The following is a 26,511-nucleotide window of genomic DNA, read 5'->3' on the forward strand; positions in this document are numbered from 1 at the left end:
TGGCCCCCGTCGATGCGTCCGATCCCGCACGGCCGTCCCGTCCGTCGCGGCTACTCCACGACCCGGGCACGGGGCCGGTCGCTGCCCTGCGCGGTCTCGTCGTGCCAGCCGCCGGCCTGATCCTGGTAACGGATGCCCTCGGTGGAGCCGGGGACCTGCTGCTCCGCAGCCGCGGCCTGCGCCGCCTGCAGCGCCTCCTCGCGGCTCGGGAAGGTCTCGGAGAACACGTCGCCGACCTTGTAGGCGTAGCCGCCGTCGTGCTCGACGATGCGATAGGTAACCTCGGACATCACGCCTCCTGTACGCGCCCAATCATCGTTGAGCGCGAACCCGCCGGACGCGCCGCGGTTCCAGCTGACGGGGCCTCGGCCTCCGATCCGCCGGAAAGTGGACCTAACCCGGCGCGGTCCCGGCACGCAGGCGACGACGATGCAGCTCCGACCGATCCTCGCCCTCGCCCTCCTCCTGGTCGCCCGTCCGGCGAGCGCCGAGGAGGGCTTCCTCGACAAGCTGTTCGGCGGCTCCGGGCGCGGGGCGCCGCCCAACCCCTTCGCGTCGAACTACCCGTCCGCGCCGCCCTCGCCCGAGGAGGCGCGCGCCGCGCGGGAGCGGCGGTCGGTCCGCGGCGAGCGCGGGACCCCGGCCGGTCCCCTCCCCCCGGGGCGTATCCCGGAGGAGTGAGGCGCCTCAGGCGTCGCCGACGACGCCGGCCGCGTCCTGGGCCTGGAGCACGTCCGGGCGCGGCATCGAGATGATGTTGTAGCCGGCATCCACGAAGTGGACCTCGCCCGTCACGCCGCCCGAGAGCGGCGACAGCAGGTAGAGGGCCGAACCGCCGACATCGTCCAGGCTGACCGTGCGCCGCAGCGGTGCGTGCGCCCGCTGGTGGTTGAACATCAGCCGCGCGTCGGCGATGCCGGCGCCCGCCAGCGTCCGCATCGGGCCGGCCGAGAGCGCGTTGACCCGGATCCCGTCGGGGCCGAGGTCGCTCGCGAGGTAGCGCACCGAGGCCTCCAGCGCCGCCTTGGCGACGCCCATGACGTTGTAGTTCGGCATGACCCGGGTCGCGCCGCCGTAGGTCAGGGTCAGCAGCGAGCCGCCCGGCCCCATGCGCTTGGCCGCGCGCTGCGCGATCTCGGTGAACGAGAAGCACGAGATCGTCATGGTGCGCACGAAGTTCTCGCGCGTCGTCACGTCGACGTAGCGGCCCTTGAGCTGCGCCTTGTCGGAGAAGCCGATGGCGTGGACCACGAAGTCCAGGCCGCCGTCGAAGCGCGCGTCGAGCGTCTCGAAGGTCGCGTCGACGGAGGCGAGATCCTCTACGTCGCAGGGCAGCACGATATCCGAATCGAGCTTGGCGGCGAGCGGCGCCACCCGGCGGCCGAGGGCTTCGCCCTGATATGTGAAGGCCAGTCGCGCGCCCTGTTCGTGCAGCGCCTTCGCGATCCCCCAGGCGATCGAGTGATCGTTCGCGACGCCCATGATCAGGCCGCGCTTGCCCGCCATCAAACCCGTCATGCCGACTCACATCCTGACCGAGCACGCCGGACCCGCGAAGCGAGCCCGGACCGGGGTCGCGACGAGCGAACCGCGGCAGGCTGCCTTAACGCGGCTCGCGCCGCGTTCCAAACGCGGCGGTGTCCGGCGACGGGCAAAAAAAAGCCCCGCCGGCGGGCGGGGCGACGGTGGCGCGGCGGCCGGGCTCAGAAATGCCCGTCCGTGTGGGTCTCCGCTTCCTCCAGCGCGACCTGCTTCGCGTAAATCGCGGCGACGCCGGCGATCATCAGGCCGCCCAGCGTTCCCAAGATGAATGTCCCCATCACCACCACCAGATCTCAACGACGTGTAAACGCCGGCCTTCGGCCGGCGGTTCCGCGCCGGGCGATCAGGCGTCGACGTGCTTCAGGACCAGGGTGGCGTTGGTGCCGCCGAAGCCGAAGGAATTCGTCAGCACGTGCCCGAGCTGCGCGTTGTCCCGGCGCTGCTGCAGGATCGGCATGTCGGCGAAGGCCGGATCGAGGGTGTCGATATGCGCGCTCTCGCAGATGAAGCCGTTGTTCATCATCAGCAGGCTGTAGATCGCCTCCTGGACGCCGGTCGCGCCCAGGGAATGGCCGGTCAGCGACTTGGTGGCCGAGATCGGCGGGCAATCCTCGCCGCGGCCGAACACCTCGCGGATCGCCTCGATCTCCTTGTCGTCACCGACCGGGGTCGAGGTGGCGTGCGGGTTGATGTAGTCGATCCGCGCGCCCTTCAGCCCGACCAGCGCCTGGCGCATGCAGCGCACGGCGCCCTCGCCCGACGGCGCGACCATGTCGTGCCCGTCCGAGGTGGCGCCGTAGCCCGCGACCTCGCCGTAGATCCGGGCGCCGCGCGCCTTGGCGTGCTCCAGCTCCTCGAGGACCAGCACGCCCGCGCCGCCCGCGATGACGAAGCCGTCGCGGTTCGCGTCGTAGGCGCGGGAGGCCCGGGACGGCGTGTCGTTGTACTTCGACGACATGGCGCCCATGGCGTCGAACAGCACCGAGAGGGTCCAGTCGAGGTCCTCGCAGCCGCCCGCGAAGATGATGTCCTGCCGGCCGCCCTGGATGATCTCGGCGGCGTTGCCGATGCAGTGGTTCGAGGTCGCGCAGGCGGAGGAGATCGAGTAGTTCACGCCGCGGATCTTGAACCACGTCGCCAGCGTCGCCGACGCGGTCGACGACATCGCCTTCGGCACGGCGAACGGGCCGATCCGCTTGGGGCCCTTGTCCCGCGCGATGGCGGCGGCCTCGACGATCACCCGGGTCGAGGGGCCGCCCGAGCCCATGATGATGCCGGTGCGCTCGTTCGAGACGTCGCCCTGTTCCAGGCCGGCATCCTGGATCGCCTGATCCATGGCGACGTGGTTCCACGCGGTGCCGCCGCCGTGGAAGCGCATGGCGCGACGGTCCACGACGCCCTCGGGATCGAGGGTCGGCGCGCCCGAGACCTGGCTGCGGAAGCCATGCTCGGCGTAGCTGGCGTCGCGCGCGATGCCCGAGCGAGCCTCGCGCAGGGAGGCGAGCACCTCCTGCGTGTTGTTGCCGATGGACGAGACGATGCCCATCCCGGTGATGACGACACGGCGCATGATGGTGACACTACCTCCGTCGCGGTCCCGGTCGCCCGGTCCGCGTCCCGGTCAGCTAAGGTGACGCGGACACAATCTCAACCGCCGAGACCGTCCGGCGTTGCGGCCGAGCCGCAAACCGGACGCCGGGCGGCGCGGCTCAGCTCTGGAACAGGCCGACGCGCATGTCCTGGACCTGGTAGACGCGCTCGCCATCGGCCTCGAGCCAGCCGTCGCCGATGCCGAGCACGAGCTTGCCCTGCCGGACCCGCTTCACGTCGACATTGTAGATGACCTTCTTGATCGACGGCAGCACCTGGCCGGCGAGCTTCACCTCGCCCACGCCCAGGGCGCGGCCGCGGCCCGGCGAGCCGAGCCAGCCGAGGTGGAATCCCAGCATCTGCCACAGGGCGTCGAGGCCGAGGCAGCCCGGCATGACCGGGTCGCCCTGGAAATGGCACGGGAAGAACCAGAGGTCCGGCCGGATGTCGAGCTCGGCCGTCACGTGGCCCTTGCCGTGGGCGCCGCCCTCGGTCCCGATGGACGTGATCCGGTCGAACATCAGCATCGGCGGCAGCGGCAACTGCGCGTTGCCGGGTCCGAAGAGTTCGCCGCGCCCGCAGGCCAGAAGATCCTCGTAGGAATAGTGCGACCGGCGGTTCGCACCCTGCGCTTGTGTCTCGGCGTCTGGCGGCATTGCGGTGGCTGTTTCCTCGGATGTGCGCGATCTTCGCGTCGCGGGCGACTATACTCGGCCCGTCGGCTGGCGCGCGGGTTAGCACGGGGCGCCGCGCCTTCAAAGCCTGCAGCCGCGGGAGTGCGGCAACGCTCGGGTTGCGACTGTCCGACCACTTCAATATACTGAGGAGACATCCGTTCCTTGCGGCCCCTCGTCGAGCGTTCAGTCCAGCAATGTCCGAACCGGTGCCATTCCAGGCCGTCTTCAACGGCCGGGTCCCCGCCCCCCAGCTGGAGGCCAACGGGACTCCGCGCCGCGGCTGCCCGCTGTCCGACCTGCGCGATCGCCTGCGTCGGGCCGGCCTGCGGCCGACGCGGCAGCGCCTGTCGCTGGGCTGGCTGCTCTTCGGGCGCGGCGACCGCCACCTGACGGCCGAGATGCTCTACGACGAGGCGATGCGCGCCAAGGTGCCGGTATCGCTGGCGACGGTCTACAACACCCTGCACCAGTTCACCGAGGCCGGGCTCCTGCGCCAGCTCGCGCTCGACGGGTCGAAGGCCTATTTCGACACGAACCCGACCGAGCACCACCATTTCTACCTGGAGGACGAGAGCCAGGTGATCGACATGCCGGATTGCGGCATCACGGTCGATTCGCTGCCCGAGGCGCCCGAGGGCATGGAGATCGCCGGGGTCGAGGTGATCGTTCGCCTCCGCCGCAGCCGGCCGGCGGGCCGCCGCCAGGGCTGAGGCCGAGCCTCACCACCCCTCACAAGCGACGCGAGGCCCGGCATCGTCCGGGCCTTCGCTTTTTCAGGCCGCGCCGTCCCGGGGGCCTCGACGGTTCCGGGTCCAGTTTCCCGCCGCGCGGCCGCGGAATGACGGCCCGGGCGCCGTCGTCGACCGCGCCGGCCGCTACTCCACGACCTCGTTCGGGTAGACGCCCCACAGGCGGTTCTGGCGGATGTAGCCGTCCACATCCCGCTTGTTCGGGAGCGCGACGATCATGCGGCACCAGGTGCCGGTGCAGCTCTTGACGCTTCCGATCACGCCGGTCTGGAGCTTGGCCTCGTCGTCGGCGCCGTCGTCGGCCTTGGCCCGCAGCGACACGGACGCCTTCTCGGGTCCCTTGTCCGGGCCGGCATTCACGATCGCGGTCCGGCGTCCGGACAGGAGCGAGTGCAGCACCCAGCCCTCGGTGCCCTCCGAATCGCGGATCCGCCGCCAGGTCTCGAACTCGCCCACGATCTCGACCGGAAGGCCGGCCCGCTGGAACACCCACAGGGTTCGGTGATCCTTCGAGGGACCCTCGCGGAGGTTGACGCGATCGGTCTTCAGGCTCGCGTAGCGCGGCAGCGGCAGCTTGGTGACCGGCCCGATCCCGGCCTCGGGGCCCGCGGGCGGCGCCGCGCCGGCACCGGTCGCGAGACCGCCGGCCAGCATCGCCGCGACGGCGAGGCTGAGGCGTGGCACGCGCATGGTCGTCTCCCTATCCAGACGTGGCGTTCATGGGCGCCGGACATGACGAGAGCGGGGCCGGTTCGACGCGCGGACCGGTCCGCATCCGATTGTGTTCCGGCCCACCTCTGGTAGAGAGGCCGATGGGTCGGAACAGGCTCCGGAACCGGCGCCTCGTGACCGATCCTGTCTGGCCGAGTTCGGTTAACGGACGCTTGCGGGAAGCGGTCCGGGCGGGAGCCGCCGGGCGCGAGCCGCAATCAGGCCCGCTGGGCTGACGGGGAGAGAGACGTGTCGAAGCGCAAGCCGCTGGTGGTCGTGACGCGGCGCCTGCCGGATGCCGTCGAGACGAGGATGCGCGAGCTGTTCGACGTCCGGCTCAATTCCGAGGACGCGCCGATGGCGGCGGACGCGGTGGCGTCGGCCCTGCGCGAGGCCGACGTGCTCGTCCCCACCGTGACCGACGAGATCGATGCCGGGCTGATCGCCCAGGCCGGCCCGAACCTCCGCCTGATCGCCAATTTCGGCAACGGCGTCGACCACATCGACGTGGCGGCGGCGCTGGAGCGCGGCATCACGGTCACGAACACGCCCGGCGTGCTGACCGAGGACACCGCCGACATGACGATGGCGCTGATCCTCGCGGTGGCCCGCCGGGTCACCGAGGGCGCGCGCATCATCCCGGACGACGAGTGGACCACCGGCTGGTCGCCGACCTGGATGCTCGGCCGGCGCATCACCGGCAAGCGCCTCGGCATCGTCGGCATGGGCCGGATCGGCCAGGCGCTGGCCAAGCGCGCCCGCGCCTTCGGCCTTCAGGTCCACTACCACAACCGCCGCCGGGTGCCGGCCGCCATCGAGAGCGCGCTGGACGCGACCTACTGGGAATCCCTCGACCAGATGCTGGCGCGCGTCGACATCGTGTCGGTGAACTGTCCGCACACGCCCGCGACCTACCACCTGCTCTCGGCGCGTCGGCTCAAGCTGCTTAAGCCCGAGGCCATCGTGGTCAACACCGCCCGTGGCGAGGTGATCGACGAGAACGCCCTGGCGCGCCTGATCGAGGGCGGCGATGTCTCGGCGGCCGGACTCGACGTGTTCGAGCAGGAGCCCGCGGTCAGCCCGCGGCTGGTCAAGCTCGCCCGCCAGGGCAAGGTCGTCCTCCTGCCCCATATGGGCTCGGCGACCTACGAGAGCCGCACTGACATGGGCGAGAAGGTCATCATCAACATTAAGACCTTCATGGACGGCCACCGGCCGCCGGACCGCATCCTGCCGAGCATGCTCTGAGCGGCGGACGGCGGCGCCTCACAGCGCGTCGCCGGTCACCGCCTGGGGTTTGGCCATGCCCTGCACGCCCTGGAACAGGCGCTCGCTGGTCAGCTTGAGGAAGTAGAACCCGAATTCCGGGTTCTGGTAGTAGAGCTGCTTCACGTCCGAGTAGGACACGCACAGCGCGTGCCCCGCCTCGACGCAGACCAGCGAGGCGGTGCGGGCGTTGCCCGGCGACAGGAGGCCCAGCTCGCCGACGATGCCGCCCTGGCGCACCTCGAGATCGACTTCTGGGATCCGGAATACACCGCTCTCGATGTAGTACATCTCGTTGGCGAGATCCCCCTTGCGGAACACCACCTCGCCGATGCCGAACGGGCGTCGGGAGCCGAAGGGCCGCAGCCATTCCAGGGACAGGTCGTTGTCGGCGGCCGTCTCCACGTCGCGGACGAGGCGCAGCATCTGCCAGAGGCGGTAGGCGTTGAACGGCATCTGGATCAGCTCGGTCAGCACCACCGGCATGCTGCCGATCATGATGCCGTAGGTGATCACCGCGCAGCTCGCGCAGAGCGAGATGATCCGCAGCGGGATCATCGTGCTCATGGCCGTCGCCGAGATGGTCAGCGCCGTCCCGAGATAGCCGATGCCCTCGACCCAATCCATCGCCGCCCCCTGAAGCGTTTCGGCCGGGGGATGCCCGTCTTGTCCGGCGGCGGCAAGCGCCCGGGCCGATTCACCGGCCCGCCCGCCTCAGCCTGTGCCCGCCCGGATACGTTCCGCGGCGCCCCTCGGCACGAGGGCGGACACGGCCTCGGCGGCCCGGACGCCCTCCTCGTAGGCGCCGCCGACCGTGCCCCATTGCTCGCGGGACAGGGCTTCGCCGGCGAACCAGACCGTGTCGGCGACGGAGCCGCGGAGGGCTTGCCGCGCCGGCGCGTGGCCCGGCGGGACCACGGCCCACGAGCCGCGCGACCACCGGTCGTGGCGCCACGCGCTCACCGCCGGGATCGTGAGGTCGCGCAGCCGCGACCGGCCGAAATGCGCGGCGAGGACGGCGCGGACGTGGCGGCGCACGCCGTCCGCGCCGGACCCGGCGGCGTCGATCGCCGCGGCCTCGTGCAGGTCGAGCTCGTAATAGTGGAACGGCGTGTCGTCGATGCGGGTGAGAAGGCCCGGCGGCGCGTGCCGGCCGCCGTGGATCGCCGCCAGCCGGTCGCGGCCGCGGAACGGGCTCGACGGCCAGTGCAGCACCGCGTGCTCGTAGATGCCGGTGGTGAAGCCGTCGATGGCCGCGCGAATCGCGTCCGGCAGCGGCGGCGTGAAGGTCGGCCCGTCCCGGAGCACCATCATCGGCACCGTCACGATCACCGCCCGGGCCGCGTACTCGATCCCGTCCGCACCGGTCGCGCGGACGCGGCCGCCCGACCAGTCGACCCGCGTCACCGGCGTCGCCAGCGCAACCGGGAGCCCGTCCGCGAGGCGGGCGAGGTAGCTGCCGTAGCCGTCGGCGAGGAAATAGTTGTCGCCGTACTCCAGGCTGGGAAAATGATCCGGTAGAAAACGCGGCGTGGCATGTCTGAGTAATAGGCCAAAATCGGCGGCGTGATAAGATTGCTAACGATCTTTAAGCACCGCAACCAACCTTCGACCAACCCTTTTGTCGTGAGAGCAGGGTGTTGCGACGCGGGAGCGGCGGGCGCTAGGCTCGCCGCATCGGTCGAAGGCACGGCCGTTGGCCCGGACCTCTTCGGCACGGCCCGGCCGGCCCCCGACCCAGACATGGCTCTCCTGCGCCGCCCGGCGGAGCCGCTCGCCCCGCGCCCGTCCCAGCGCCACGAGGGGATTGATCGGCCCGGCATGCAGCCAGTGCGCCCCGAGATCGAGGGCGTGGCCGCGCAGAGCGACCGTCACGGCGCGGCCGCCGACGCGGTCCCGCGCCTCCAGCACCGCGATGGACACGCCCCGGGCCGCGAGGGTCCGGGCCGCGCCGATCCCGGCGGCGCCCGCGCCGATCACCAGAACCTCCGGCCGCTCGGGCAGCGGCGCGAGGCGCGGCCTGTAGGCGGGCCGGACGACCGGGTCGATCCAGCGGCGATCGGGCGCCCGCGGCCCTGAGACCTGTCGTGTCGTGTCCTGCACGCGTGCTCCCCGCACCCTCTGGCCCCTGCGGCGGATCCCGATCTTGCACCGGTCGCCGCACGGCCTCACAACGCGCCAGCGCCGCTTCCGGCGCAGGCCGGAACCCTCGCCAGATGCTCGTCGAGTCCGCCGCGGCGGCTTTGCGCCAGACCTTCTCGCCGCCGCTGCGCGCGATCCTGTGGAAATCCCTCGGCCTGACGGTCGGGCTCCTGCTCCTGATCTGGCTCGGCCTGACCCGCCTGATCCAGGCCTTCCAGGCGAGCCACCACATCTCCGCCCAGTACCCGATCCTCGACAGCCTCGCCTACTACCTGGCGGGTTTCGGGCTGGTCGTGGCCCTCGCCTACCTGATGCCGGCGGTCTCGATCCTGGTGGCGGGCTTCTTCCTCGACGACGCGGCCGAGATCGTCGAGCGCACCGATTTCCCGAACGAGCCGCCCGGGCGGGCCATGCCGTTCGGAACCGCCATGCTCTACGCGGTGCGCTTCGCCGGTGTGACGCTGCTGGTGAACCTCGCGGCGCTGGTGATCTTCTTCGTCCCGGTCATCGGGATCGCGGCGTTCTTCGCCGCGAACGCCTACCTGCTCTCCCGCGAGTATTTCGAGATGGCGGCGGCCCGGTTCCGTCCCCTCGCCGAGGCCGCCGAGATGCGCCGCGCCTTCTCGGTCCGCACGCTCGGCGCCGGTTGCCTGCTGGCCGCGCTGATGATCGTCCCGATCCTCAACCTGCTCACGCCCCTCTTCGGGATCGCCCTGATGGTCCACCTGCACAAGCGCCTCAGCCGGCGCCTGCTGGTGGCCGGCCCGCGGCCTTAGCCCGACGCGAAACGTCGATGCGGCCAATCCACACGCTGGCCGGCCCGGACGCCGGCCGCTACCTTCACAGTGACCCGGCCGGATGTCCGGGGCGGAGAGCCGATCGATGAAGGCGCACGACGCGGGCGCGGACGTCCCCCCGCCGCCCGGCAAGGCCCCGTTCCTGCTCGTCGGCCTCGCCGGACTCGGCCTGCTCGCCTGGGGCGCCTACGGCCACTGGCAGCGGGACGTGGAGGCGACCGCGACGCTGGAGCGGATTGAGACGCTCGTGCCGCAGGTGCGCACCGTCGTGGCCGCGCGGGCCGAGGGCCCCCTCGATCTCGTGCTCCCCGGCGAGATGCAGGCCTTCACCACGGCGGCGATCGCCGCGCGCGCCACCGGCTACATCGCCGAACGCCGGGTCGATATCGGATCACGGGTCAAGGCCGGCGACCTTCTCCTGCGCATCGCCGCACCGGATCTCGACCAGCAACTCGCCCAGGCCGAGGCGCAGGTCGGCCAGCTGAGGGCGCAGCTGCTCCAGGCGCAGGCGCAGGTCGAGCAGGCCCGGGCCAACGTCAACCTCGCCAACCTGACCAACAACCGCACCAGCACGCTGGCCGTCCAGGGCTGGGCCTCGCGGCAGAACGCCGACAACACCCAGGCCGGCGTGCTCAGCCAGGCCGCGGCGCTCGCGGCCGCCGAGGCCGGCGTGAAGGTCGCCACCGCCAACATCAAGGCGCAGGAGGCCGCGGTCGATCGCCTGAAGGCGCTCACCGCCTTCGAGCGGGTCGTGGCACCGTTCGACGGGGTCGTGACGGTGCGCAACGTCGATGTCGGGGATCTCGTCCGGGCGGATAACGGCGGCACGCCGCTCCTGAGCATGGATCAGGACAGCCTGCTGCGCATCACCGTCAACGTGCCGCAGAAGGACGCCGTCGGGGTCAAGCCGGGTGTTCAGGCCTCGATCACCGTCCCGCAGATGCCGGGACGCCGCTTCGAGGGCTTCGTGGAGCGCAGCTCCGTCGCGCTGAACGCGGCGTCGCGCACCCTGACCACCCAGGTGGATGTGCCCAATGCCGACCGGGCGCTGCGGGCCGGGCTCTACGCCTACGTGACCCTCAAGATACCCCGGACCGAGCCCGGCGTGACGATCCCAGCCGAGGCGACGGTCTTCAACGCCAACGGCCTGCAGGTCGCCGCGCTGAGCGACGACGACCGGGTGACGTGGCGGACGATCCGCGTGCGGCGCGATCTGGGGCGCGCGCTGGAGCTGGAATCGGGGCTGACTGCCGACAGCCGGATCATCTACAGCCCCGCCCCGGACCTGCGCGACGGCCAGTCGGTCGAGCCCCTGAAGTCCCCGCCGCTTGGGCCGCTCCGCTCGGCCCAGCGGTGACCGCCGGGCTCGGCCACGCGCGCCGGCCGCGCCTTCCGTGCTGAGGTCGTCCGAGTGCCCGGAAACGGCCGCTGGCGTGCCGGATACCGGTCGATGACCCGGTTCGAGCCGTCGACATGAGCATCGCGCCCGGGCGGCACGGTTAGGTCCGGCTCTGAAACGTGTATCGATCAAGATGAAAACCTTCGCCGGGTCGCGAGGATCTGTTCGCGCGCGGGAACGCGGTGGCGAGGATCTGTCGGGTCATGGCTTCGACCAGGCGTGATCTATCGACCGCTGCCTGATTGGCCTGGGGATCCGGTCCGAATGCTCGAGGCTGCCGGCTAAGCGCCTCTTAACATGTGCCATTTATCCCCGACGGCACGTGTGACGCGGCGACCGGTGCGATGCGAGATCCCGAAACGCCGACGGACGGCGGAGACCGAGCAGGGCGCTCCCGCGCGGCCGTGGCGCTCGCTCGGCGCGGCACTTCGCTTCCCGCCGCGATCGGCGTCGCGTTCCTCTGTGTCGGCGTGCTCCTGGGTGCGCTCGCACTCTCCGGGGGCTTGGCGATCAAGCAGATCGGCGCGCTCGTCACCCGCACCCACGACGAATCGCTGACGTCGATCAGCTTCGCCCGGGCGGCGGCGGCCGACTTCGCCAAGATGCGCGCCACCCTCATCCGGCGGATGCAGTCCCGCGACGGTGTCGAGGCGGCGAAGCGCGATTCGGACATCACCGATCTCTCGGCGCTTCTGGCCGAGGATCTCACCATCGCGGCCGAGCGGGCCCGGTCCGAACGGGCGGCGCGGACGATCGAGGCCGTCCAGGCGGCCGTGGCGTCCTGGGAGAACCTGCGCCGCGAACTCGATCCCGCGACGGTGCGGCCGGACCAAGCGGCGGCTCTCGATCGACAGGCTGACGCCGTCGACGGCCAGCTCGATCTGCTCGTCAATGTCGTGGCCGGCGACGGCTTCACCTTCAGGCAGGCTGCGCGGCAGCGCGTCATGGGCGCGATGCGGTGGCACGCCGCCGCGGCAATCCTCGCGGCCATCGCCTGCGGGCTGATCGCTTGGCTGCTCACCCGTCGCATCAACGGCACGGTGAGCGCGGTGGCGGAGGCGGCCGAACGGATCGCGGGCGGTCAGCGCGAGGATCGCGTTCCGGCCGCCGGTTGCGACGGACTGAGCAGGCTGCTGAACGCCCTGGCGGCGATGCGGTCGACCATCCGCGCGCTGACGCTGCGCGAGGTGAGCCAGCGCCGGGGCGCCGAAGCGCTGGTCACGGACGCTTTGCAGACGTCGCGGGAAGGCGTCGTGGTCGTGGATGCCGACGGCCGGATCGCCCTGGCCAACGCGCAGGCGTTGCGCTTCTTCGACGGTCTCGATGCCGCCATCCAGGCCGGTCTGTCCCTGACAGGGATTGCGGACGGGCCGCGGGGCCGCCGCCTGGACCTCCCGGAGGACTGCTTAAAAGCCCTGGCCGGGGACGGTGACGTCCGGCTGGCCGACGGCCGCTGGCTGCGGGTGAGTCGCAGCGCCACCCGGCAGGGCGGCTTCGTCGCGGTGTGCAGCGACATCAGCCTGCTCAAGGAGCAGGAGCACGGCCTCACCCAGACCAACCTGCGCCTCGACGCCGCCCTCGACACCATGTCCCAGGGGCTCTGCCTCTTCGACGCGCAGAGCCGGCTGATGGTGGTCAACCGTCGCTACAGCGAGATCTACGGCCTGCCGCCGGGCGCGGTCGTGCCCGGCATGACCGCGCACGAGGTCCTGAGCGCCAGCCTCGCGGCCGGCAACCATCCGGGCTGCGATCTCGAAGCCCTGCTGCGCCAGCAGCGGGACGCCTTCCGCAACGGCGCCTGGCAGACGCACTTCCAGGAGCTGAGCAACGGCCGCATCGTCGCCATCGACCGGCGCGAGGCCGCCTATGGCGGCTTCGTGGCCACCTACGAGGACGTCACCGAGCGCCACCGGGCCGAGGCCCGCATCGCCTTCATGGCCCATCACGACATGCTGACCGGCCTGCCCAACCGGGTGGCGGTGGGGCAGCAGATCGACATGGCCGTGGCCCAGGCCGGGCGCGACCAGGGCTTCGCGGTCTTCGCGATCGACCTCGACCATTTCCGACCGGTCAACGAGACCCTCGGCCACGGGATCGGCGACGAACTGCTCGTCGCGGTCGCGAATCGGCTGACCGCCTGCGTGCGCGAGATCGACTGCGTTGCCCGGCTGGGGGCCGACGAGTTCATCGTGGTCCAGCGCGGCGTGGAGCGGCCCGAGGATGCCGCCATCCTCGCGCGCCGCATCATCGAGGTCGTCAGCGCGCCCTACAGCCTCACCCATCACACGATCAGCGTCGGACTCACCATCGGCATCACCCTCGCCCCGGGCGACGGATCGAACGCGGACAAGCTCCTGAAGAACGCCGAGGTCGCCCTCGATCGCGGCAAGGCCGAGGCCCGCGGCGGGTTCCGCTTCTTCGAGCCCGCCATGGATGCCCGCCTTAAGGCGCGGCGGGTAATGGAGCGCGATCTGCGCGACGCCCTCGCCCGGGAGGCGTTCGAGGTCTATTACCAGCCGATCTACAGCCTCGAGACGGACCGGATCTGCGGGTTCGAGGCGCTGCTCCGCTGGAACCATCCGGTCCGCGGTTTCGTCTCGCCGGCGGAGTTCATCCCGATCGCCGAGGAGCTCGGGCTGATCGTGCCGCTCGGCGAGTGGGTGCTGCGCCGCGCCTGCGAGGAGGCCGCCCGCTGGCCGGACGAGCTCAAGGTCGCCGTCAACGTCTCCGCGGTGCAGTTCACGTCGGCGAGCCTCGTGACCGCCGTGCGCGAGGCGCTGCGGCGCACCGGATTGCCGGGCCGGCGGCTGGAGCTGGAGATCACCGAGACGGTCCTGGTGGCCAATCCCGGTGCCACGACGGCGATCCTGCACAGCCTCCGCGCGCTGGGCGTGCGCGTCGCGATGGACGATTTCGGCACCGGCTACTCGTCGCTCAGCTATCTCCGCTCGTTCCCCTTCGACAAGATCAAGATCGACCAGTCCTTCGTGCGCGACCTGTGCGTGAAGGACGGGACCGACTTCATCGTGCGGGCGGTGATCGGCCTCGGCGCCAGCCTCGGCATGACGACCACCGCGGAGGGGGTGGAGACGGAGGCGCAGCTCGCCCAGCTGCGCGCGGAGGGCTGCGACGAGGTGCAGGGCTACCTGTTCAGCCGTCCCGTCCCGGTCTCCGAGGTCGCCTCGGTCATCCGCCGCTGGAACGGCGCGCTCCGGGCGATCGCCTGACGCCGCCGCGCCCGGCGGTGCGCGCCGCCCCCGCGAGGGGACAGCGCGCGCCGTTGACAGGCCGGATGGCCGCCCTACTCGGCCGCGTCGAGGCGCGGGCGCTCCACGTGGCTGCGCTCGGCCTTCACCAGCTCGGCCGTGCGGAACGCCACCTCCAGCGCCTGCTCCGCGTTGAGGCGCGGGTCGCAGTAGGTGTGGTAGCGGTCCTGCAGGTCGTCGGCCGTCAGCGCCCGGGCGCCGCCCGTGCACTCGGTCACGTCCTTGCCGGTCATCTCCAGGTGGATGCCGCCCGCGAAGGTGCCCTGGGCCCGGTGCACGCCGAAGAAGCCCTCGATCTCCTGCATGACCCGCTCGAACGGTCGCGTCTTGTAGCGGCCGGCCGGGATCGTGTTGCCGTGCATCGGATCGCAGATCCACACGACCGAGCGCCCTTCCCGCTCGATCGCCCGGATCAGCGCCGGCAGGTGGTCGCCGACCTTGTCCGCGCCGAAGCGGCAGATCAGGCTGAGGCGACCCGGCTCGTTCTCCGGGTTGAGCAGGTCGATGAGCCGAATCAGACCGTCGGCCTTCATGGACGGGCCGCACTTGAGGCCGATCGGGTTCTTGATGCCGCGGGCGTACTCCACGTGGGCGTGGTCGGGCTGCCGAGTCCGATCGCCGATCCACAGCATGTGGCCGGAGGTGGCGTACCAGTCGCCGGTGGTCGAATCGACGCGGGTCAGCGCCTCCTCGTAGCCCAGCAGCAGGGCCTCGTGGCTGGTGTAGAAGTCGGTGGTCCGCACCTCCGGATGCGTCTCCGGGTTGATGCCGATCGCCCGCATGAAGTCGAGCGCGTCGGTCATGCGGCCGGCGACGTCCTGGTAGCGCGAGGATTGCGGCGAATCCTTCACGAAGCCGAGCATCCAGCGGTGCGCGTTCTCGAGGTTCGCGTAGCCACCGGTGGCGAAGGCGCGCAGCAGGTTCAGCGTCGCGGCGGACTGGCGGTAGGCCTCGAGCTGACGGCGCGGATCCGGAACCCGCGACTCCTCGCTGAATCCGATGCCATTGATGATGTCGCCGCGGTAGCTCGGCAGGCTCACGCCCTCGAGGGTCTCGGTAGGCGACGAGCGCGGCTTGGCGAACTGCCCGGCGATTCGCCCGACCTTCACGACCGGCGAGCCGCCCGCGAAGGTCAGCACCATCGCCATCTGCAGGAACACCCGGAAGAAGTCGCGGATGTTGTCGGCGGAGTGCTCGTCGAAGCTCTCGGCGCAGTCGCCGCCCTGGAGAAGGAAGGCCTCGCCCGCGGCGACGCGCCCGAGCGCGGCCTTCAGCTTGCGGGCCTCACCGGCAAAGACCAGCGGCGGAAAGCTCGCGATCTGCGACTCGACGGCACCCAGGGCGGCAGCGTCCGGATAGGTGGGGACCTGCTCGATCGGCAGATGTCTCCAGCTCTTCGGTGTCCAACGCTCGCCCATGGTCTCTCTCCGCGCACCTCTTCGTGCGATCGCGCTCGACGCGCGAAGCGCGGCTTATAGAGAGGTTCCCGCGGACATGCGAGTGCCGCCAGGAGGGGGGCAGGCGCGTCCCAAAGTCAGGCCTCGCCGTCCTCAACCTCGATCCCGTGCTCGGCGAGGATCCAGAAGATCGCCTCCAGATCCTCGGCCGAAACGTCCCGGGGCGGCAGCGCCGCCTCCAGATCGTCGTAGGTCAGGTTGCGGCTGCGCTGCGCCTCCGCCTTCGCGAGGAGGCGGTCGATGGCCTGCCGGATGTCCGGCGACAGGGCCTCGTGACTCGGAGGGCGGTGGAAGGCCGGCCGCAGGGCGTCCTCCAGCAGGCCGTCGATGACAGCCTGCCGCCGCGCGTGCGCGTCGTCCTCGCGTCGTCCCTTGCCGGTGCCCTGCTTGCCCATGACCCTGATATGGCTCGGTCGGGCACCGCGTCGAGGCCCCGGCCGCGTCGAGGCCTCAGCCGACGCCGACCGGGTGCTTGGTGACCTCCGGGACGCGCATGGTGACGAGTTCCTCGGCGGCGGTCGGGTGGACCGCGATGGTCCGGTCGAAATCCGCCTTCGTGGCGCCCATGGTCACGGCGATCCCGACCGCCTGGATCACTTCCCCGGCATCGTGGCCGAAGATGTGGACGCCCACGACCCGGTCGCTGGCGCAATCGACCAGCACCTTCATGAGGATGCGCTCCTCCCGGCCGGACAGGGTCGCCTTCATCGGGCGGAAGCGCGCCTTGTAGACGTCGATCTTGCCGTAGATCTCGCGGGCGGCCGCCTCGTTGTGGCCGACGACGCCGATCTCGGGGGTCGAGAACACCGCGGTCGGGATCAGGCGATGATCGACGCAGGCGGGCTTGCCGCCGTAGACCGTGTCGGCGAAGGCGTGGCCCTCGCGGATCGCCACCGGCGTGAGGTTGGCGCGGTTGGTCACGTCGCCCACCGCGTAGATCGACGGGACCCGGGTCTGCGAGTAGGCGTCGACCGGGATCGCCCCGGCCCCGTCGGTCGCGATGCCGACGCGGTCGAGGCCGAGGCCGGCGACGTTCGGCCGCCGGCCCGTGGCGACGAGCACCTGGTCCACCAGGATGTCGCTGCCGTCGTCGAGCTGCGCGCACAGGCCATCCTCCCGCCGCTCGATGCGCCGCAGCGTGCGCCCGAGCCGCAGGTCCATCCGCTGGCCGTAGGCCTCGGCCAGGGCGTCGCGGATCTCGTCGTCGAACCCGCGCAGCAGCTTGTCGCCCCGGTGCAGCAGCGTCGTGCGGCTACCGAGCGCCGCGAAGACGCCGGCGAACTCCACCGCGATGTAGCCGCCGCCGATCACGAGAATCCGCTCCGGCAGACTCTCCAGCTCGAACACCTCGTTCGAGGTGATCGCCAGGTCGATCCCCGGCACCGCCGGCTCCTTCACGGGATGCGCGCCGACCGCCACCAGGATCCGCTCGGCGCGGATGGTGCGGCCCGACGCGACGAGGCGGACCGTGTGGGGATCCTCGATCACCGCCCGCTCGGGCAGGATCTCGACGCCGGCGCGGATCAGGTTGGCGTCGTAGATGCCCTCGAGCCGGGTCACTTCCGCGTCGCGCCGCTTCTTGAGGGTGCCCCAGTCGAAGCGGGGCCTCTCCACCGTCCAGCCGAAGCCCGCGGCGTCCTCGAACTCGTCGGCGAAGCGGCCGGCATAGACCATCAGCTTCTTGGGGACGCAGCCGCGGATCACGCAGGTGCCGCCGACCCGGTATTCCTCCGCCAGCATCACCCGCGCGCCGTATCCGGCCGCGATCCGCGCCGCGCGGACGCCACCGGAGCCGCCGCCGATGACGAAGAGGTCGACGTCGAACGCGCTCATGCCGGACCGTCCATCTCGGGTGTCACGATCGCGCCGGCCGGCGAGGCCGCGCGCATCCAGGTGATGGCAGCGCCGAGCCCCGCCGTCCACCACGCGGCCCAGCCGTTGTGCTCGACGAAGGCGATCGCCGCCGCGCAGGCGACAAGGCCGAGGGCCGCGGCGCGGTCCGCCGGCGGCAGCCGCGCGATCCGGGCGAGCATCAGCATCAGCGTCAGGGCGGCGAGGACCGCGCCGGGCAGGCCGAGCTCGGCCCAGACCTGCAGGAAGCTGTTGTGCGGGTGCCCGACCCCGAGGAGGACGCGCATCGCGTCCGGCACCGTCCGCGCCACGGGTGTCTCGGCGAAGCGCGCGCTGGTGCCGACGCCCGCCCCGCGCCAGGGATCGGCCGCCACCGCGGCCCCGAAGCTGCGCGCGATCGCGACCCGGGCCCGGGACGAGGACTGGACGAGGCGCTCGTGCGCGGCCTCCGGCATGGCGCGGGCGAGGAGGTCGCCCTCCACCGGGGCGAGCGCCACGGCGAGACCGAGACCGAGTCCGGCGAGGCCGAGCCCGACCCGCTCGGGCAGCAGCCGGGCCAGGGCGGCCATCGCGGCGCCCGCCAGGAGGCCGAGCTGGGCGGCGCCGCTGATCGAGCGGAGCACGCCGAGACCCGCGAAGGCGAGCGCCMCCGCGGCGAGGCCGCGGGCGCGGCCCTTCCAGAGGACCAGGGCCAGCGGGCCGGCGACGAGGTCGAGGGTCAGGGCCGGCCGGTTGTGCACGAAGGCGGCGACCCGGCGCCCGAGCGCCCGCTCGAGGGCGAGATCGGAGGCGAGATCCGCCGCGATCAGGAGGCCCGCCAGCCCGATCGCGACGGCCCCGAGCCGCGGCGCGAAGGCCGGGATCCGGTCGGGCGCCAGGCAGGCCAGCAGGTAGGCGGCGAGCAGCGTCGGGAGGAACTCGCCCAGCACCCGCAGGGAGGCGGCGGGGAAGGGGCTCCAGGCGAGGGTGACCAGGGCCCAGGCCAGGAAGCCGAGCGCCGCGCCGGCGAGCGGCGTCCGCAGCGGCGCCAGCAGGACGCGGCGCAGGGCGGGCGCGTCCTCCGCCCAGCGCCCGGCCAGGAAGGCGAGTGCCGCCAGCCCGACGACCAGCGGGCTCGACCGGTTGGCGAGCACCATGGCGAGCGGCAGGGCCGCGAGGAGCGCGCCGCCCGCCGCGTACATGCGGCCGGCCGCGTTCATGGACGATCTCTCACGGCGATCCGCCCCCGGGAGTGGCCGCCGTCACTGCATCTGATGCCCGCGCTTGCCCATCTCGGCGCGGACGCGGACCATGACGTATTCCGAGACGTCCTGCGTCCAGTCCTGCATCTCCTGCACCATCTCGTCGAGGAGCTGCGGCTGCGCCTCGACGTAGTGCTTGCCGGCGGGCGAGCGGAAGAAGGTCGCGATCTCCTTCAGCTCGGCTTCCGAGAATTTGGACGCGTAGGTGCGCGCCGCGATGTCGATCATGCGCTGCTTCTGCAGCTCCATCTCCGGCTGCAGCGAGGCCAGGACCTCCTCGAGATCCTTGGACAGCTCGGGGCGGGTGACCGCCTGCTTGCGGATCTGGTCGGCGAAGGCGGGCAGCACCGAGTCGAACGACCGGGCGATGCCGGAGCTGAGCATCACCTCGCGGGCCAGGGCGAGGTGGCTCGGCGAGAAGGTGGCCGCGGCCGGGCTGTTGGCCGCGGGGGTGCCGACGCCCGGCTGCGCCGCCGGCTTGGCCGGCGCGGTCTTGTGCGGCTGCGCGGCCGCCGCGTGCGGGAGCGCCAGGAGCGCGAGGCCGAGCGCGAGGCCGGGCACGGCGGTGAGGCGACGGGACATGCTGGACTTTCTTGCGAGGATGGCCGGCGATGGAGGGCGGCGCCTCAGCTGAGGCTGCCGAGTACGGTGACCTCGGCCTGCCCGTCCCGCGCCGCCGCCAGGATCGCGGCGTCGGCGATGCCGAGGAACAGACCGTGCTCGACGACGCCCGGCACGGCCCACAGGGCGGCGCCCAGCGCCTCCGGATCGGGAATCGCGCCGAGACGCGCGTCGAGGATGTAATGGCCCCCGTCGGTGACCAGAGGCTTGCCATCGGGCAGGCCGCGCAGCCGGACGTCGCCGGAGCAGCCGGATCCCGCGACCGCCGCCTCGACGGCCCGGTGCGTGGCCCGGAGGCCGAAGGGATTGACCTCGATCGGGAGCGGGAAGGCGCCGAGCCGCGCCACGTGCTTGGCCGCGTCGGCGATCACCACCATACGGCGGCTCGCGCAGGCGACGATCTTCTCGCGCAGGAGCGCCGCGCCGCCGCCCTTGATCAGGCGCAGCTGGTCATCGACCTCGTCGGCGCCGTCGATCGTCAGGTCGAGTTCGGGCTGCTCGTCCAGAGTCGCGAGGCGGATGCCGAGGCTCTCGGCCTGCGCGCGCGTGGCCTCGGAGGTCGGTACGCCGACGATGTCGAGGCCGGCGCGGACCCGCTCGCCGAGGAGCGCCACGAAGGCCGCCGCCGTCGAGCCCGTGCCGAGGCCGAGCCGCATGCCCGGCTCGACGAGGTCGAGGGCGCGGGCGGCGGCGGCGCGCCGCAGGTCCGGCCCGCTCACCGGGACACCGCCCGGTCGGCGAGGAGGAGCGAGGAAGCGCGGGTCATGGGCAGCCGGTCTTTCCGAAAGTGTCGGTCGGCCCGTAGCACGGGACCGGGCCGACCGGAACGCCCGCGCCCACGCGGCCGTGTCACGGCCGGCCGCCCTGTGTCGGCGTGGCGCTGGCCCCGGCGCGACCGGGAGCGGGACCGGTGAGCGGCGCGTCGGTCGCGCCCTCGACGCCCGGCTTGCCCTGCTGGGTGCAGACGACCTGCTCCTTCTTCACCAGCACGAAGCAGATGCTCATCTCGCCGGTCCGGTAATTCACCCGGAAGACGCCGGCCTCGCGGGTGTGCCGGCTCGCCACCAGCCCGTATTCCGAAGGGGTCTGCGGCCCGGCGCCCTCGCCCGGACCGAAGCAGACCGTCTGGCCGATGCCGCCCGCCGATTCCTGGAGCCCGTACTGGCAGGAGGTCACCTCGCCGGTCACCTTGTCGACCCGGTACATCCGGTTCAGGTCGGTCTGGGGGGCGGGCACGAACTCGAAGGAGGTCGCGGCCGCCGGCAGGGCGTGCAGCGCGGCGCAAACGGCCAGGAGAGGCAGGGAGAGTTTCATCGCGGGTCCCGGGGCTGGTACGCCCTGCGTTTCGCTGCGCTTTCGGGCGAGTCTGGGGCGCCCGGTGAGACGATCCGCGCATCCGCGACGGCGCCTCGGCCGACTTGCCCCCGGTCCCCGGCCTCGATAGCGACGCCGCTCGAGATCTTGCCGCGCACGGAGCCCCTGACGCATGTCCACCGAACCGACGAGCAAGCCCCCGATCGCCGTGTTCGACCTGGACGGGACGCTGGCGGAGACCGCGGGTGACCTCATCGGCACCCTCAACGTGCTGATGAAGCGCGAGGGACTGGCCGAGCTGCCCCTCTCCCAGGCGCGCGGCCTGATCGGCGCGGGCGCCCGGGCGCTGATCCGGCGGGGCTTCGAGGCCGAGGGACGGCCGCTCACGCCGGAGGATCACGACCGGCTGTTCGACGCCTTCATCGCCCATTACGGCGCGCACCTCGCCGACACGTCCCACCTGTTCCCGGGCGTGGTCGAGGCCCTGGACGCCCTCGAGGCGGCGGGCTTCCGGCTCGCGGTGTGCACCAACAAGTACGAGGGCCAGTCGGTCGAGCTGCTGCGGCTCCTCGGCATCGGACACCGCTTCGCGGCGATCTGCGGGCGGGATACCTTCCCGCAATCCAAGCCCGACCCGCGCCACCTGACCGGCACCATCGCCCGCGCCGGCGGGGATCCGGCCCGCGCCGTCATGGTGGGCGATTCCCGGACCGACATCGACACCGCCAAGGCCGCCGGCATCCCGGTGGTGGCGGTGACCTTCGGCTACACCGATCGGCCGGTCGACGAGCTCGGGCCCGACCGGGTGATCGCGCACTTCTCGGAGCTGGTCGGGGCGGTGGGCGCGCTCGTGCCGGCGGCCTGACCGGTCAGCGCAGCCAGGCCTTCAGCCGCGCCGCTGCGTCGCGGCACTCGGCCTCCGAGCCCGCGAAGGAGAAGCGGACATGGTGGTTGCCGAGGTCCGGATCGAAGTCGAGGCCCGGCGTCGCCGCGACGTGGGCCTCGTCGAGCATCCGCCGGCAGAAGTCCGAGGCGTCGTTGGTGAGGTTCGAGACGTCCGCGTAGAGGTAGAAGGCGCCGTCGGCCGGGTGCACGCGGCCGAGGCCGAGGCCCGGCAGCGCGTCCAGAAGGATCGCGCGGTTGCGCGCGTAGCCGTCGCGGACGGCGTCGAGCTCCTCGGTGGCGTCGAAGGCCGCCAGCGCGCCGACCTGCGACAGGTACGGCGCCGAGATGTACAGGTTCTGCGCCAGCCGCTCGATCGGGCGGACCAGCGCCTCGGGCACGACCATCCAGCCGACGCGCCAGCCGGTCATGCAGTGGTACTTCGAGAACGAGTTGATCACGACGGCGTCGGGGTCGAAGCGCAGGGCCGTGACGGTCGGCTCGCCGTAGCTGAGGCCGTGATAGATCTCGTCGGAGATCAGCGGCAGGCCGAGGCCGCGCGCCGCCGCGCAGAGATCCTGCAGGGCGCCCTCCGTGATCACCGTGCCGGACGGGTTGGCCGGGCTCATCACCAGCGCCCCGGCGACCGGCGCGCGGGCGTGGGTCTCGCGCAGCAGGGCCGCGGTCGGCGCGAACCGGTCCTCGGCGCGCAGCACCATCGGCGCCGGCACGAGGTCGAGGGCGGCCAGGATACTGCGATAGGCCGGATAGCCCGGCTGCGGTACGGCGACCCGGGCGCCGGAATCGAACAGGCTCATGAAGGCGAGGACGAAGCCGGCCGAGGATCCGGTGGTGACCACCACCCGATCCGGGCTCACCGCGACGCCGTGCCGCTCCGCGTAGTCCCGGGCGATGCGGGCGCGCAGGGACGGCAGGCCGAGGGCCTCGGTGTAGGGCACGCGGCCGGTGGCGAGCGCCGCCTGCGCGGCCGCGATCACCGCNGCGATCACCGCGCGCGGCGCCGGCGCCGAGGGCTGGCCGACCTCCATCCGCACCACGTCGCCGCCGGCCCGCGCCTTCGCGGCGGCGGCGGCCATGACATCCATCGCGAGGAACGGCTGGACGGCGGCGGCCCGCCGGGAGATCGGGGTCATGGCATCCTTCCCTGCGCGCTTCTCCGCGCGGTCGTCTTCGCCCTCTGCCGCGGGGCCGGCGGGCCGGGGTAGACCCTCGCGGCCCGCGCCTCAACCGGACGGCACGGACCGATCCGTCCGGTCGGCGCCGGATTTGACCGGACGCCGCGAAAACGCCTAACCCAGCCCCTACCGCTCGCGCCACGCGCGGGCCGGCCCGCCGCGCAAGCGAGGATCCATGCCCTTCATCCGCCCCCTGCCCGCGCTGGTCCTGGCGCTCGGCCTCGTCGCCGTCCCGGCCCTCGCGCAGACCGCGACGCCCCCCGCCGCGCCGTTCACGGACGCGCAGCGCGCCGGCATCGAGGCGATCGTCAAGGACTACCTGATCAAGCATCCCGAGGTGCTTCAGGAGGCCCTCGCCGAGGCCGAGAAGCAGCAGGCCGAGACGCAGCGCCTCGCCCAGGCCGCCGCCCTCAAGGAAGCGCGCGAGGCCCTCGTCAACGGTCCCCACGACGTCGTCGCCGGCAACCCGTCGGGCGACGTCACGCTGGTCGAGTTCTTCGACTACAATTGCGGCTACTGCCGCAAGGCGCTGGGCGACGTCCAGGCTCTGATCAAGTCCGACCCGAAGCTGCGCGTGGTCATCAAGGACTTCCCGGTGCTCGGCCCGGAATCGCTGGAGGCCAGCCAGGTCGCCGTCGCGGTGCGCCAGCAGCTGAAGGGCGACAAGCTGTTCGAGTTCCACCAGAAGCTCCTGGAGACCAAGGGCCGGGTCAACGGCGCCCGGGCGATCCAGGTCGCCAAGGACATGGGCGTCGACACCGCGAAGCTGCAGAAGGACATGGCCTCCCCCGAGGTAAAGGCCGCGCTCAGCGAGAACCGCGGTCTCGGCGACCGGCTCGGCCTCTCGGGCACGCCGGCCTTCATCATCGGCGACGAGGTGATCCCCGGCGCGGTCGGCGTCGAGCCGATGCGCAAGACCATCGCCGACGTGCGCCAGTGCGGCCACGCCTCCTGCTGAGCTGACGGATCGAGCCGACGGACCCCGAAGGCGTTCCGCGCAGCCTTGTCGCGCCGGGGCGCCTTCGTCTAAGAGCCGCCAGCCGCAGGGCCGCGGTGGGGGTCCAGGGCCGAGCCCGGATGGACGCACCGACGTGCCGCGAGACGAAGTAGGCCGGATGCCAAAGAACGACGCCATCGATCCCGAGCTCGTGCGCGAGCTCGCCAACCTCGTGACCGAGACCGGCCTGTCCGAGATCGAGGTCGAGAAGGGCGACCTGCGCATCCGCGTCGCGCGGCGGCTCGAACCCGTGAGCGTGCAGGTCGCGGCGCCCGCGCCGCTCGCGGCCGTCGCCCCGCCCCCGGGGGCGCCCGCCGCGTCGTCTCCCCTCGCGCCGGCCGAGCCGGCCCGCGCGCAGCCCGGCACGGTGCCCTCGCCGATGGTCGGGACCGCCTATCTCCGACCCTCGCCCGACGCCAAGGCGTTCGTGGATGTCGGTTCGACGGTCGCGGTCGGCGACAAGCTGCTGCTCATCGAGGCGATGAAGACCTTCAACGAGATCGTGGCGCCCCGCGCCGGCACGATCAGCGCCATCTTCGTCGAGGACGGTCAGCCGGTCGAGTTCGGCGAGGCCCTGCTCGTCATCACCTAGGACGTCCGCCGGGCGCTCGCCGCCCAGTCCTGGACGACGCCGCAACACGAGAGGATAGAGCATCCTGCGCGGTCCGGGATCGCCAGGACGCCCTAACGGGTCCGATGTTCGACAAGATCCTGATCGCGAACCGCGGCGAGATCGCCCTGCGCATCCTGCGGGCGGCGAAGGAGCTCGGGATCGCCACCGTGGCGGTCCACTCGACCGCCGACGCCGACGCCATGCACGTGCGTCTGGCCGACGAGAGCGTCTGCATCGGGCCGCCGGCCGCCCGCGACAGCTACCTCAACATCCCGTCGATCATCGCGGCCTGCGAGATCACCGGGGCCGATGCCGTGCATCCCGGCTACGGCTTCCTGTCGGAGAATGCCCGCTTCGCCGAAGTGCTGGCCCATCACCAGATCGGCTTCATCGGCCCCAAGGCGCAGCACATCCGCACGATGGGCGACAAGATCGAGGCCAAGCGCACGGCGCTGAAGCTCGGCATCCCCTGCGTGCCGGGCTCGGAGGGCGGCGTCGAGGACGCCGACACCGCCAAGCGCGTGGCCGCCGAGATCGGCTACCCCGTCCTCGTCAAGGCGGCGGCCGGCGGCGGCGGCCGCGGCATGAAGGTGGCGCGCTCCGAGGCCGAACTCGAGCAGGCCATCGGCATGGCCAAGTCGGAGGCCAAGGCCGCTTTCGGCGACGACGCCGTCTATCTCGAGAAGTACCTGGAGAAGCCCCGGCACATCGAGGTGCAGGTGCTCGGCGACGGCCGCGGCGGCGCCGTGCACCTCGCCGAGCGCGACTGCTCCCTCCAGCGCCGCCACCAGAAGGTCTGGGAGGAAGGCGGATCGCCGGCGCTCAACGAGTCGATGCGCGCCGAGATCGGCGGCATCTGCGCCAACGCCATGAAGGAGCTGGGCTATCTCGGCGCCGGGACGATCGAGTTCCTGTACGAGGACGGCCGGTTCTACTTCATCGAGATGAACACCCGCATCCAGGTCGAGCATCCGGTGACCGAGATGATCACCGGGATCGACCTCGTGATCGAGCAGATCCAGGTCGCCTCGGGCGGCCCGCTCTCGGTGAGCCAGGCGGACATCAAGGTCGAGGGCCACGCCATCGAGTGCCGGATCAACGCCGAGCACCCGGAGACCTTCCGGCCGTCGCCCGGCGAGATCACCCATTACCACACGCCCGGCGGCCTCGGCGTCCGCGTCGATTCGGCCGCGTTCCAGGGCTACCGCATCCCGCCGAACTACGATTCGCTGATCGGCAAGCTGATCGTGCACGGCCGGACCCGCAACGAGTGCCTCATGCGCCTGCGCCGGGCCCTGGACGAGTTCGTCATCGACGGGATCGACACGACGCTGCCGCTGTTCCGGACGCTGGTTCGCAACCCGGACGTGCAGAACGGCCTTTACGACATCCACTGGCTGGAGCATTTCCTGGCAGACGGCGGCATGAAAGCCTGACCGGACCCGGGTGAGGCTGCGGCGAGAGCGGCGCGCGCGGGAGCTGGTCTTCGCGCCGGCCGCGCGCGACACTCACGGCATGCACGACTCCGCCCGCGTGGACATCACCCCCGAGATCCTGCTGAAGGCCTACGCGGCGGGCATCTTCCCGATGGCGGAGGATGCCGACGATCCCACGCTCTACTGGGTCGAGCCCAAAGCGCGCGGCGTGCTGCCCCTCGACGCCTTCCGCGTCCCCCGGCGACTCGCCCGGACGGTGCGGTCCGACCAGTTCGTGGTGCGCTGCGACACCGATTTCGACGGCGTGATCGACGGCTGCGCGGCGCCCCGCCGGGACAGCGAGCGCACCTGGATCAACGGCCGGATCCGCGAGCTCTACGGCGCCCTGTTCGATCTCGGCCATGTCCACACGGTCGAGGTCTACGCGGGTGCGGGCGGCCGGCTCATCGGCGGGCTCTACGGGGTGTCGCTGGGGGCGGCCTTCTTCGGCGAGAGCATGTTCCACGAGGTCCGCGACGCCTCGAAAGTCGCCCTCGTCCACCTGATGGCCCGCCTGCGCGCCGGGCGCTACCGGCTCGCCGATACCCAGTTCGTCACCGACCACCTGACGCAGTTCGGCGCCGAGGAGGTGCCGCGGCACGTCTACAAGCGCCGCCTCGCCGAAGCCCTCGATCAGGCCGCGGACTGGAACGTCTGGCCCGGGGACGGCTCTGTGCCGGGCACGCGAATCTTGGAAGCGCTCGAGACCCCGGATCGGGGCTAGG

General features: G+C 71.9%; 25 protein-coding genes and 1 pseudogene. 11 read left to right on the top strand and 15 right to left on the bottom strand.

Translation table 11 applies throughout. The features are described from left to right. Positions 1-50 precede the first annotated feature (50 nt). Positions 51-290, bottom strand: a complete 240-nt coding sequence (locus tag MOTC310_RS05465) for a DUF2188 domain-containing protein (protein WP_331290454.1) — start codon at positions 288-290, stop codon at positions 51-53. A gap of 139 nt (positions 291-429) precedes the next feature. Between MOTC310_RS05465 and MOTC310_RS05470 the strand changes: the two genes are divergently transcribed. Next, the gene (locus tag MOTC310_RS05470) at positions 430-681 is read left to right on the top strand and encodes a hypothetical protein (RefSeq protein ID WP_331301060.1); all 252 of its coding nucleotides are present in this window, start codon (positions 430-432) and stop codon (positions 679-681) included. Between the two features lie 6 nt (positions 682-687). Here the strand turns inward: MOTC310_RS05470 and fabI are convergent, their stop codons facing one another. The 3 genes from fabI to fabA form a co-directional block, all read right to left on the bottom strand. Then, on the bottom strand, positions 688-1,518 hold the full coding sequence (gene fabI, locus MOTC310_RS05475) for an enoyl-ACP reductase FabI (RefSeq protein WP_331301061.1): 831 nt from the start codon (positions 1,516-1,518) through the stop codon (positions 688-690). Between the two features lie 367 nt (positions 1,519-1,885). Then, positions 1,886-3,112 carry a beta-ketoacyl-ACP synthase I gene (fabB, locus tag MOTC310_RS05480; RefSeq protein ID WP_331301062.1) on the bottom strand — a complete coding sequence of 409 codons (1,227 nt, stop codon included), beginning with the start codon at positions 3,110-3,112 and terminating at the stop codon, positions 1,886-1,888. 139 nt (positions 3,113-3,251) lie between these two features. Beyond that, positions 3,252-3,788, bottom strand: coding sequence for a 3-hydroxyacyl-[acyl-carrier-protein] dehydratase FabA (gene fabA / locus MOTC310_RS05485; RefSeq protein WP_331301063.1), 537 nt, complete (start codon positions 3,786-3,788; stop codon positions 3,252-3,254). 215 nt (positions 3,789-4,003) lie between these two features. Between fabA and irr the strand changes: the two genes are divergently transcribed. Then, the gene (gene irr, locus MOTC310_RS05490) at positions 4,004-4,519 is read left to right on the top strand and encodes a Fur family transcriptional regulator Irr (RefSeq protein ID WP_012319639.1); all 516 of its coding nucleotides are present in this window, start codon (positions 4,004-4,006) and stop codon (positions 4,517-4,519) included. A 165-nt stretch (positions 4,520-4,684) separates the two neighbouring features. On the opposite strand, the gene MOTC310_RS05495 is transcribed toward irr, so the two are convergent. Beyond that, positions 4,685-5,248: an SH3 domain-containing protein gene (locus tag MOTC310_RS05495; protein WP_331301064.1), complete on the bottom strand. Its 564-nt coding sequence runs from the start codon at positions 5,246-5,248 to the stop codon at positions 4,685-4,687. A gap of 270 nt (positions 5,249-5,518) precedes the next feature. Between MOTC310_RS05495 and MOTC310_RS05500 the strand changes: the two genes are divergently transcribed. Next, entirely contained in the window at positions 5,519-6,517 is a 999-nt protein-coding gene (locus MOTC310_RS05500; RefSeq protein WP_331290461.1) for a 2-hydroxyacid dehydrogenase, read from the top strand. Positions 6,518-6,535: 18 nt separating this feature from the next. On the opposite strand, the gene MOTC310_RS05505 is transcribed toward MOTC310_RS05500, so the two are convergent. Beyond that, positions 6,536-7,162, bottom strand: coding sequence for a Crp/Fnr family transcriptional regulator (locus MOTC310_RS05505; protein ID WP_331290462.1), 627 nt, complete (start codon positions 7,160-7,162; stop codon positions 6,536-6,538). Between the two features lie 87 nt (positions 7,163-7,249). Further along, positions 7,250-8,584: pseudogene (locus MOTC310_RS05510) on the bottom strand (flavin monoamine oxidase family protein). 167 nt (positions 8,585-8,751) lie between these two features. On the opposite strand from MOTC310_RS05510, the gene MOTC310_RS05515 reads away from it, so the two are divergent. The 3 genes from MOTC310_RS05515 to MOTC310_RS05525 all read left to right on the top strand — a co-directional run bounded on the left by MOTC310_RS05515 (position 8,752) and on the right by MOTC310_RS05525 (position 14,100). Continuing rightward, positions 8,752-9,453, top strand: coding sequence for a sulfate transporter family protein (locus MOTC310_RS05515; protein ID WP_331301065.1), 702 nt, complete (start codon positions 8,752-8,754; stop codon positions 9,451-9,453). 106 nt (positions 9,454-9,559) lie between these two features. Then, positions 9,560-10,831, top strand: a complete 1,272-nt coding sequence (locus tag MOTC310_RS05520; protein WP_331301066.1) for an efflux RND transporter periplasmic adaptor subunit — start codon at positions 9,560-9,562, stop codon at positions 10,829-10,831. 386 nt (positions 10,832-11,217) lie between these two features. Next, the gene (locus MOTC310_RS05525; RefSeq protein ID WP_331301067.1) at positions 11,218-14,100 is read left to right on the top strand and encodes an EAL domain-containing protein; all 2,883 of its coding nucleotides are present in this window, start codon (positions 11,218-11,220) and stop codon (positions 14,098-14,100) included. Positions 14,101-14,174: 74 nt separating this feature from the next. On the opposite strand, the gene MOTC310_RS05530 is transcribed toward MOTC310_RS05525, so the two are convergent. The 7 genes from MOTC310_RS05530 to MOTC310_RS05560 form a co-directional block, all read right to left on the bottom strand. Beyond that, positions 14,175-15,557, bottom strand: a complete 1,383-nt coding sequence (locus MOTC310_RS05530; RefSeq protein ID WP_331301068.1) for a class II 3-deoxy-7-phosphoheptulonate synthase — start codon at positions 15,555-15,557, stop codon at positions 14,175-14,177. Positions 15,558-15,673: 116 nt separating this feature from the next. Next, a complete protein-coding gene (locus MOTC310_RS05535) occupies positions 15,674-15,991 on the bottom strand; it encodes an RNA polymerase sigma factor region1.1 domain-containing protein (protein WP_331290468.1) in 318 nt (105 codons plus the stop codon). Between the two features lie 55 nt (positions 15,992-16,046). Then, a complete protein-coding gene (gor, locus tag MOTC310_RS05540; RefSeq protein WP_331301069.1) occupies positions 16,047-17,429 on the bottom strand; it encodes a glutathione-disulfide reductase in 1,383 nt (460 codons plus the stop codon). After that, positions 17,426-18,646 (bottom strand): O-antigen ligase family protein, encoded by a 1,221-nt coding sequence (locus tag MOTC310_RS05545; RefSeq protein ID WP_331301070.1) that lies wholly within the window; start codon positions 18,644-18,646, stop codon positions 17,426-17,428. The genes gor and MOTC310_RS05545 overlap by 4 nt, the downstream gene beginning before the upstream one ends. Before the next feature lie 42 nt (positions 18,647-18,688). Beyond that, a complete protein-coding gene (locus tag MOTC310_RS05550) occupies positions 18,689-19,270 on the bottom strand; it encodes a DUF2059 domain-containing protein (RefSeq protein WP_331301071.1) in 582 nt (193 codons plus the stop codon). A 44-nt stretch (positions 19,271-19,314) separates the two neighbouring features. Further along, positions 19,315-20,028: a ribose-5-phosphate isomerase RpiA gene (gene rpiA / locus MOTC310_RS05555; RefSeq protein WP_331301072.1), complete on the bottom strand. Its 714-nt coding sequence runs from the start codon at positions 20,026-20,028 to the stop codon at positions 19,315-19,317. 130 nt (positions 20,029-20,158) lie between these two features. Then, a complete protein-coding gene (locus MOTC310_RS05560) occupies positions 20,159-20,623 on the bottom strand; it encodes a hypothetical protein (RefSeq protein ID WP_331290471.1) in 465 nt (154 codons plus the stop codon). Positions 20,624-20,795: 172 nt separating this feature from the next. Between MOTC310_RS05560 and gph the strand changes: the two genes are divergently transcribed. Then, positions 20,796-21,488 (top strand): phosphoglycolate phosphatase, encoded by a 693-nt coding sequence (gph, locus tag MOTC310_RS05565; protein ID WP_331301073.1) that lies wholly within the window; start codon positions 20,796-20,798, stop codon positions 21,486-21,488. 4 nt (positions 21,489-21,492) lie between these two features. On the opposite strand, the gene MOTC310_RS05570 is transcribed toward gph, so the two are convergent. Further along, on the bottom strand, positions 21,493-22,659 hold the full coding sequence (locus MOTC310_RS05570; RefSeq protein ID WP_331301074.1) for a pyridoxal phosphate-dependent aminotransferase: 1,167 nt from the start codon (positions 22,657-22,659) through the stop codon (positions 21,493-21,495). A gap of 217 nt (positions 22,660-22,876) precedes the next feature. Between MOTC310_RS05570 and MOTC310_RS05575 the strand changes: the two genes are divergently transcribed. The 4 genes from MOTC310_RS05575 (at position 22,877) to aat (ending at position 26,510) form a co-directional block, all read left to right on the top strand. Then, the gene (locus MOTC310_RS05575) at positions 22,877-23,659 is read left to right on the top strand and encodes a DsbA family protein (protein WP_331290473.1); all 783 of its coding nucleotides are present in this window, start codon (positions 22,877-22,879) and stop codon (positions 23,657-23,659) included. Positions 23,660-23,816: 157 nt separating this feature from the next. After that, positions 23,817-24,290, top strand: coding sequence for an acetyl-CoA carboxylase biotin carboxyl carrier protein (gene accB, locus MOTC310_RS05580; protein ID WP_331301075.1), 474 nt, complete (start codon positions 23,817-23,819; stop codon positions 24,288-24,290). Between the two features lie 104 nt (positions 24,291-24,394). Continuing rightward, complete coding sequence (gene accC / locus MOTC310_RS05585; protein WP_331290484.1) at positions 24,395-25,747, top strand: acetyl-CoA carboxylase biotin carboxylase subunit; 1,353 nt, start codon at positions 24,395-24,397, stop codon at positions 25,745-25,747. A 79-nt stretch (positions 25,748-25,826) separates the two neighbouring features. Next, complete coding sequence (gene aat / locus MOTC310_RS05590; protein ID WP_331301076.1) at positions 25,827-26,510, top strand: leucyl/phenylalanyl-tRNA--protein transferase; 684 nt, start codon at positions 25,827-25,829, stop codon at positions 26,508-26,510. Position 26,511: the final 1 nt, after the last annotated feature.

The sequence above is a fragment of the Methylobacterium oryzae genome (genome assembly GCF_036441375.1).
GTDB classification, from domain to species: Bacteria; Pseudomonadota; Alphaproteobacteria; order Rhizobiales; family Beijerinckiaceae; genus Methylobacterium; species Methylobacterium oryzae_A.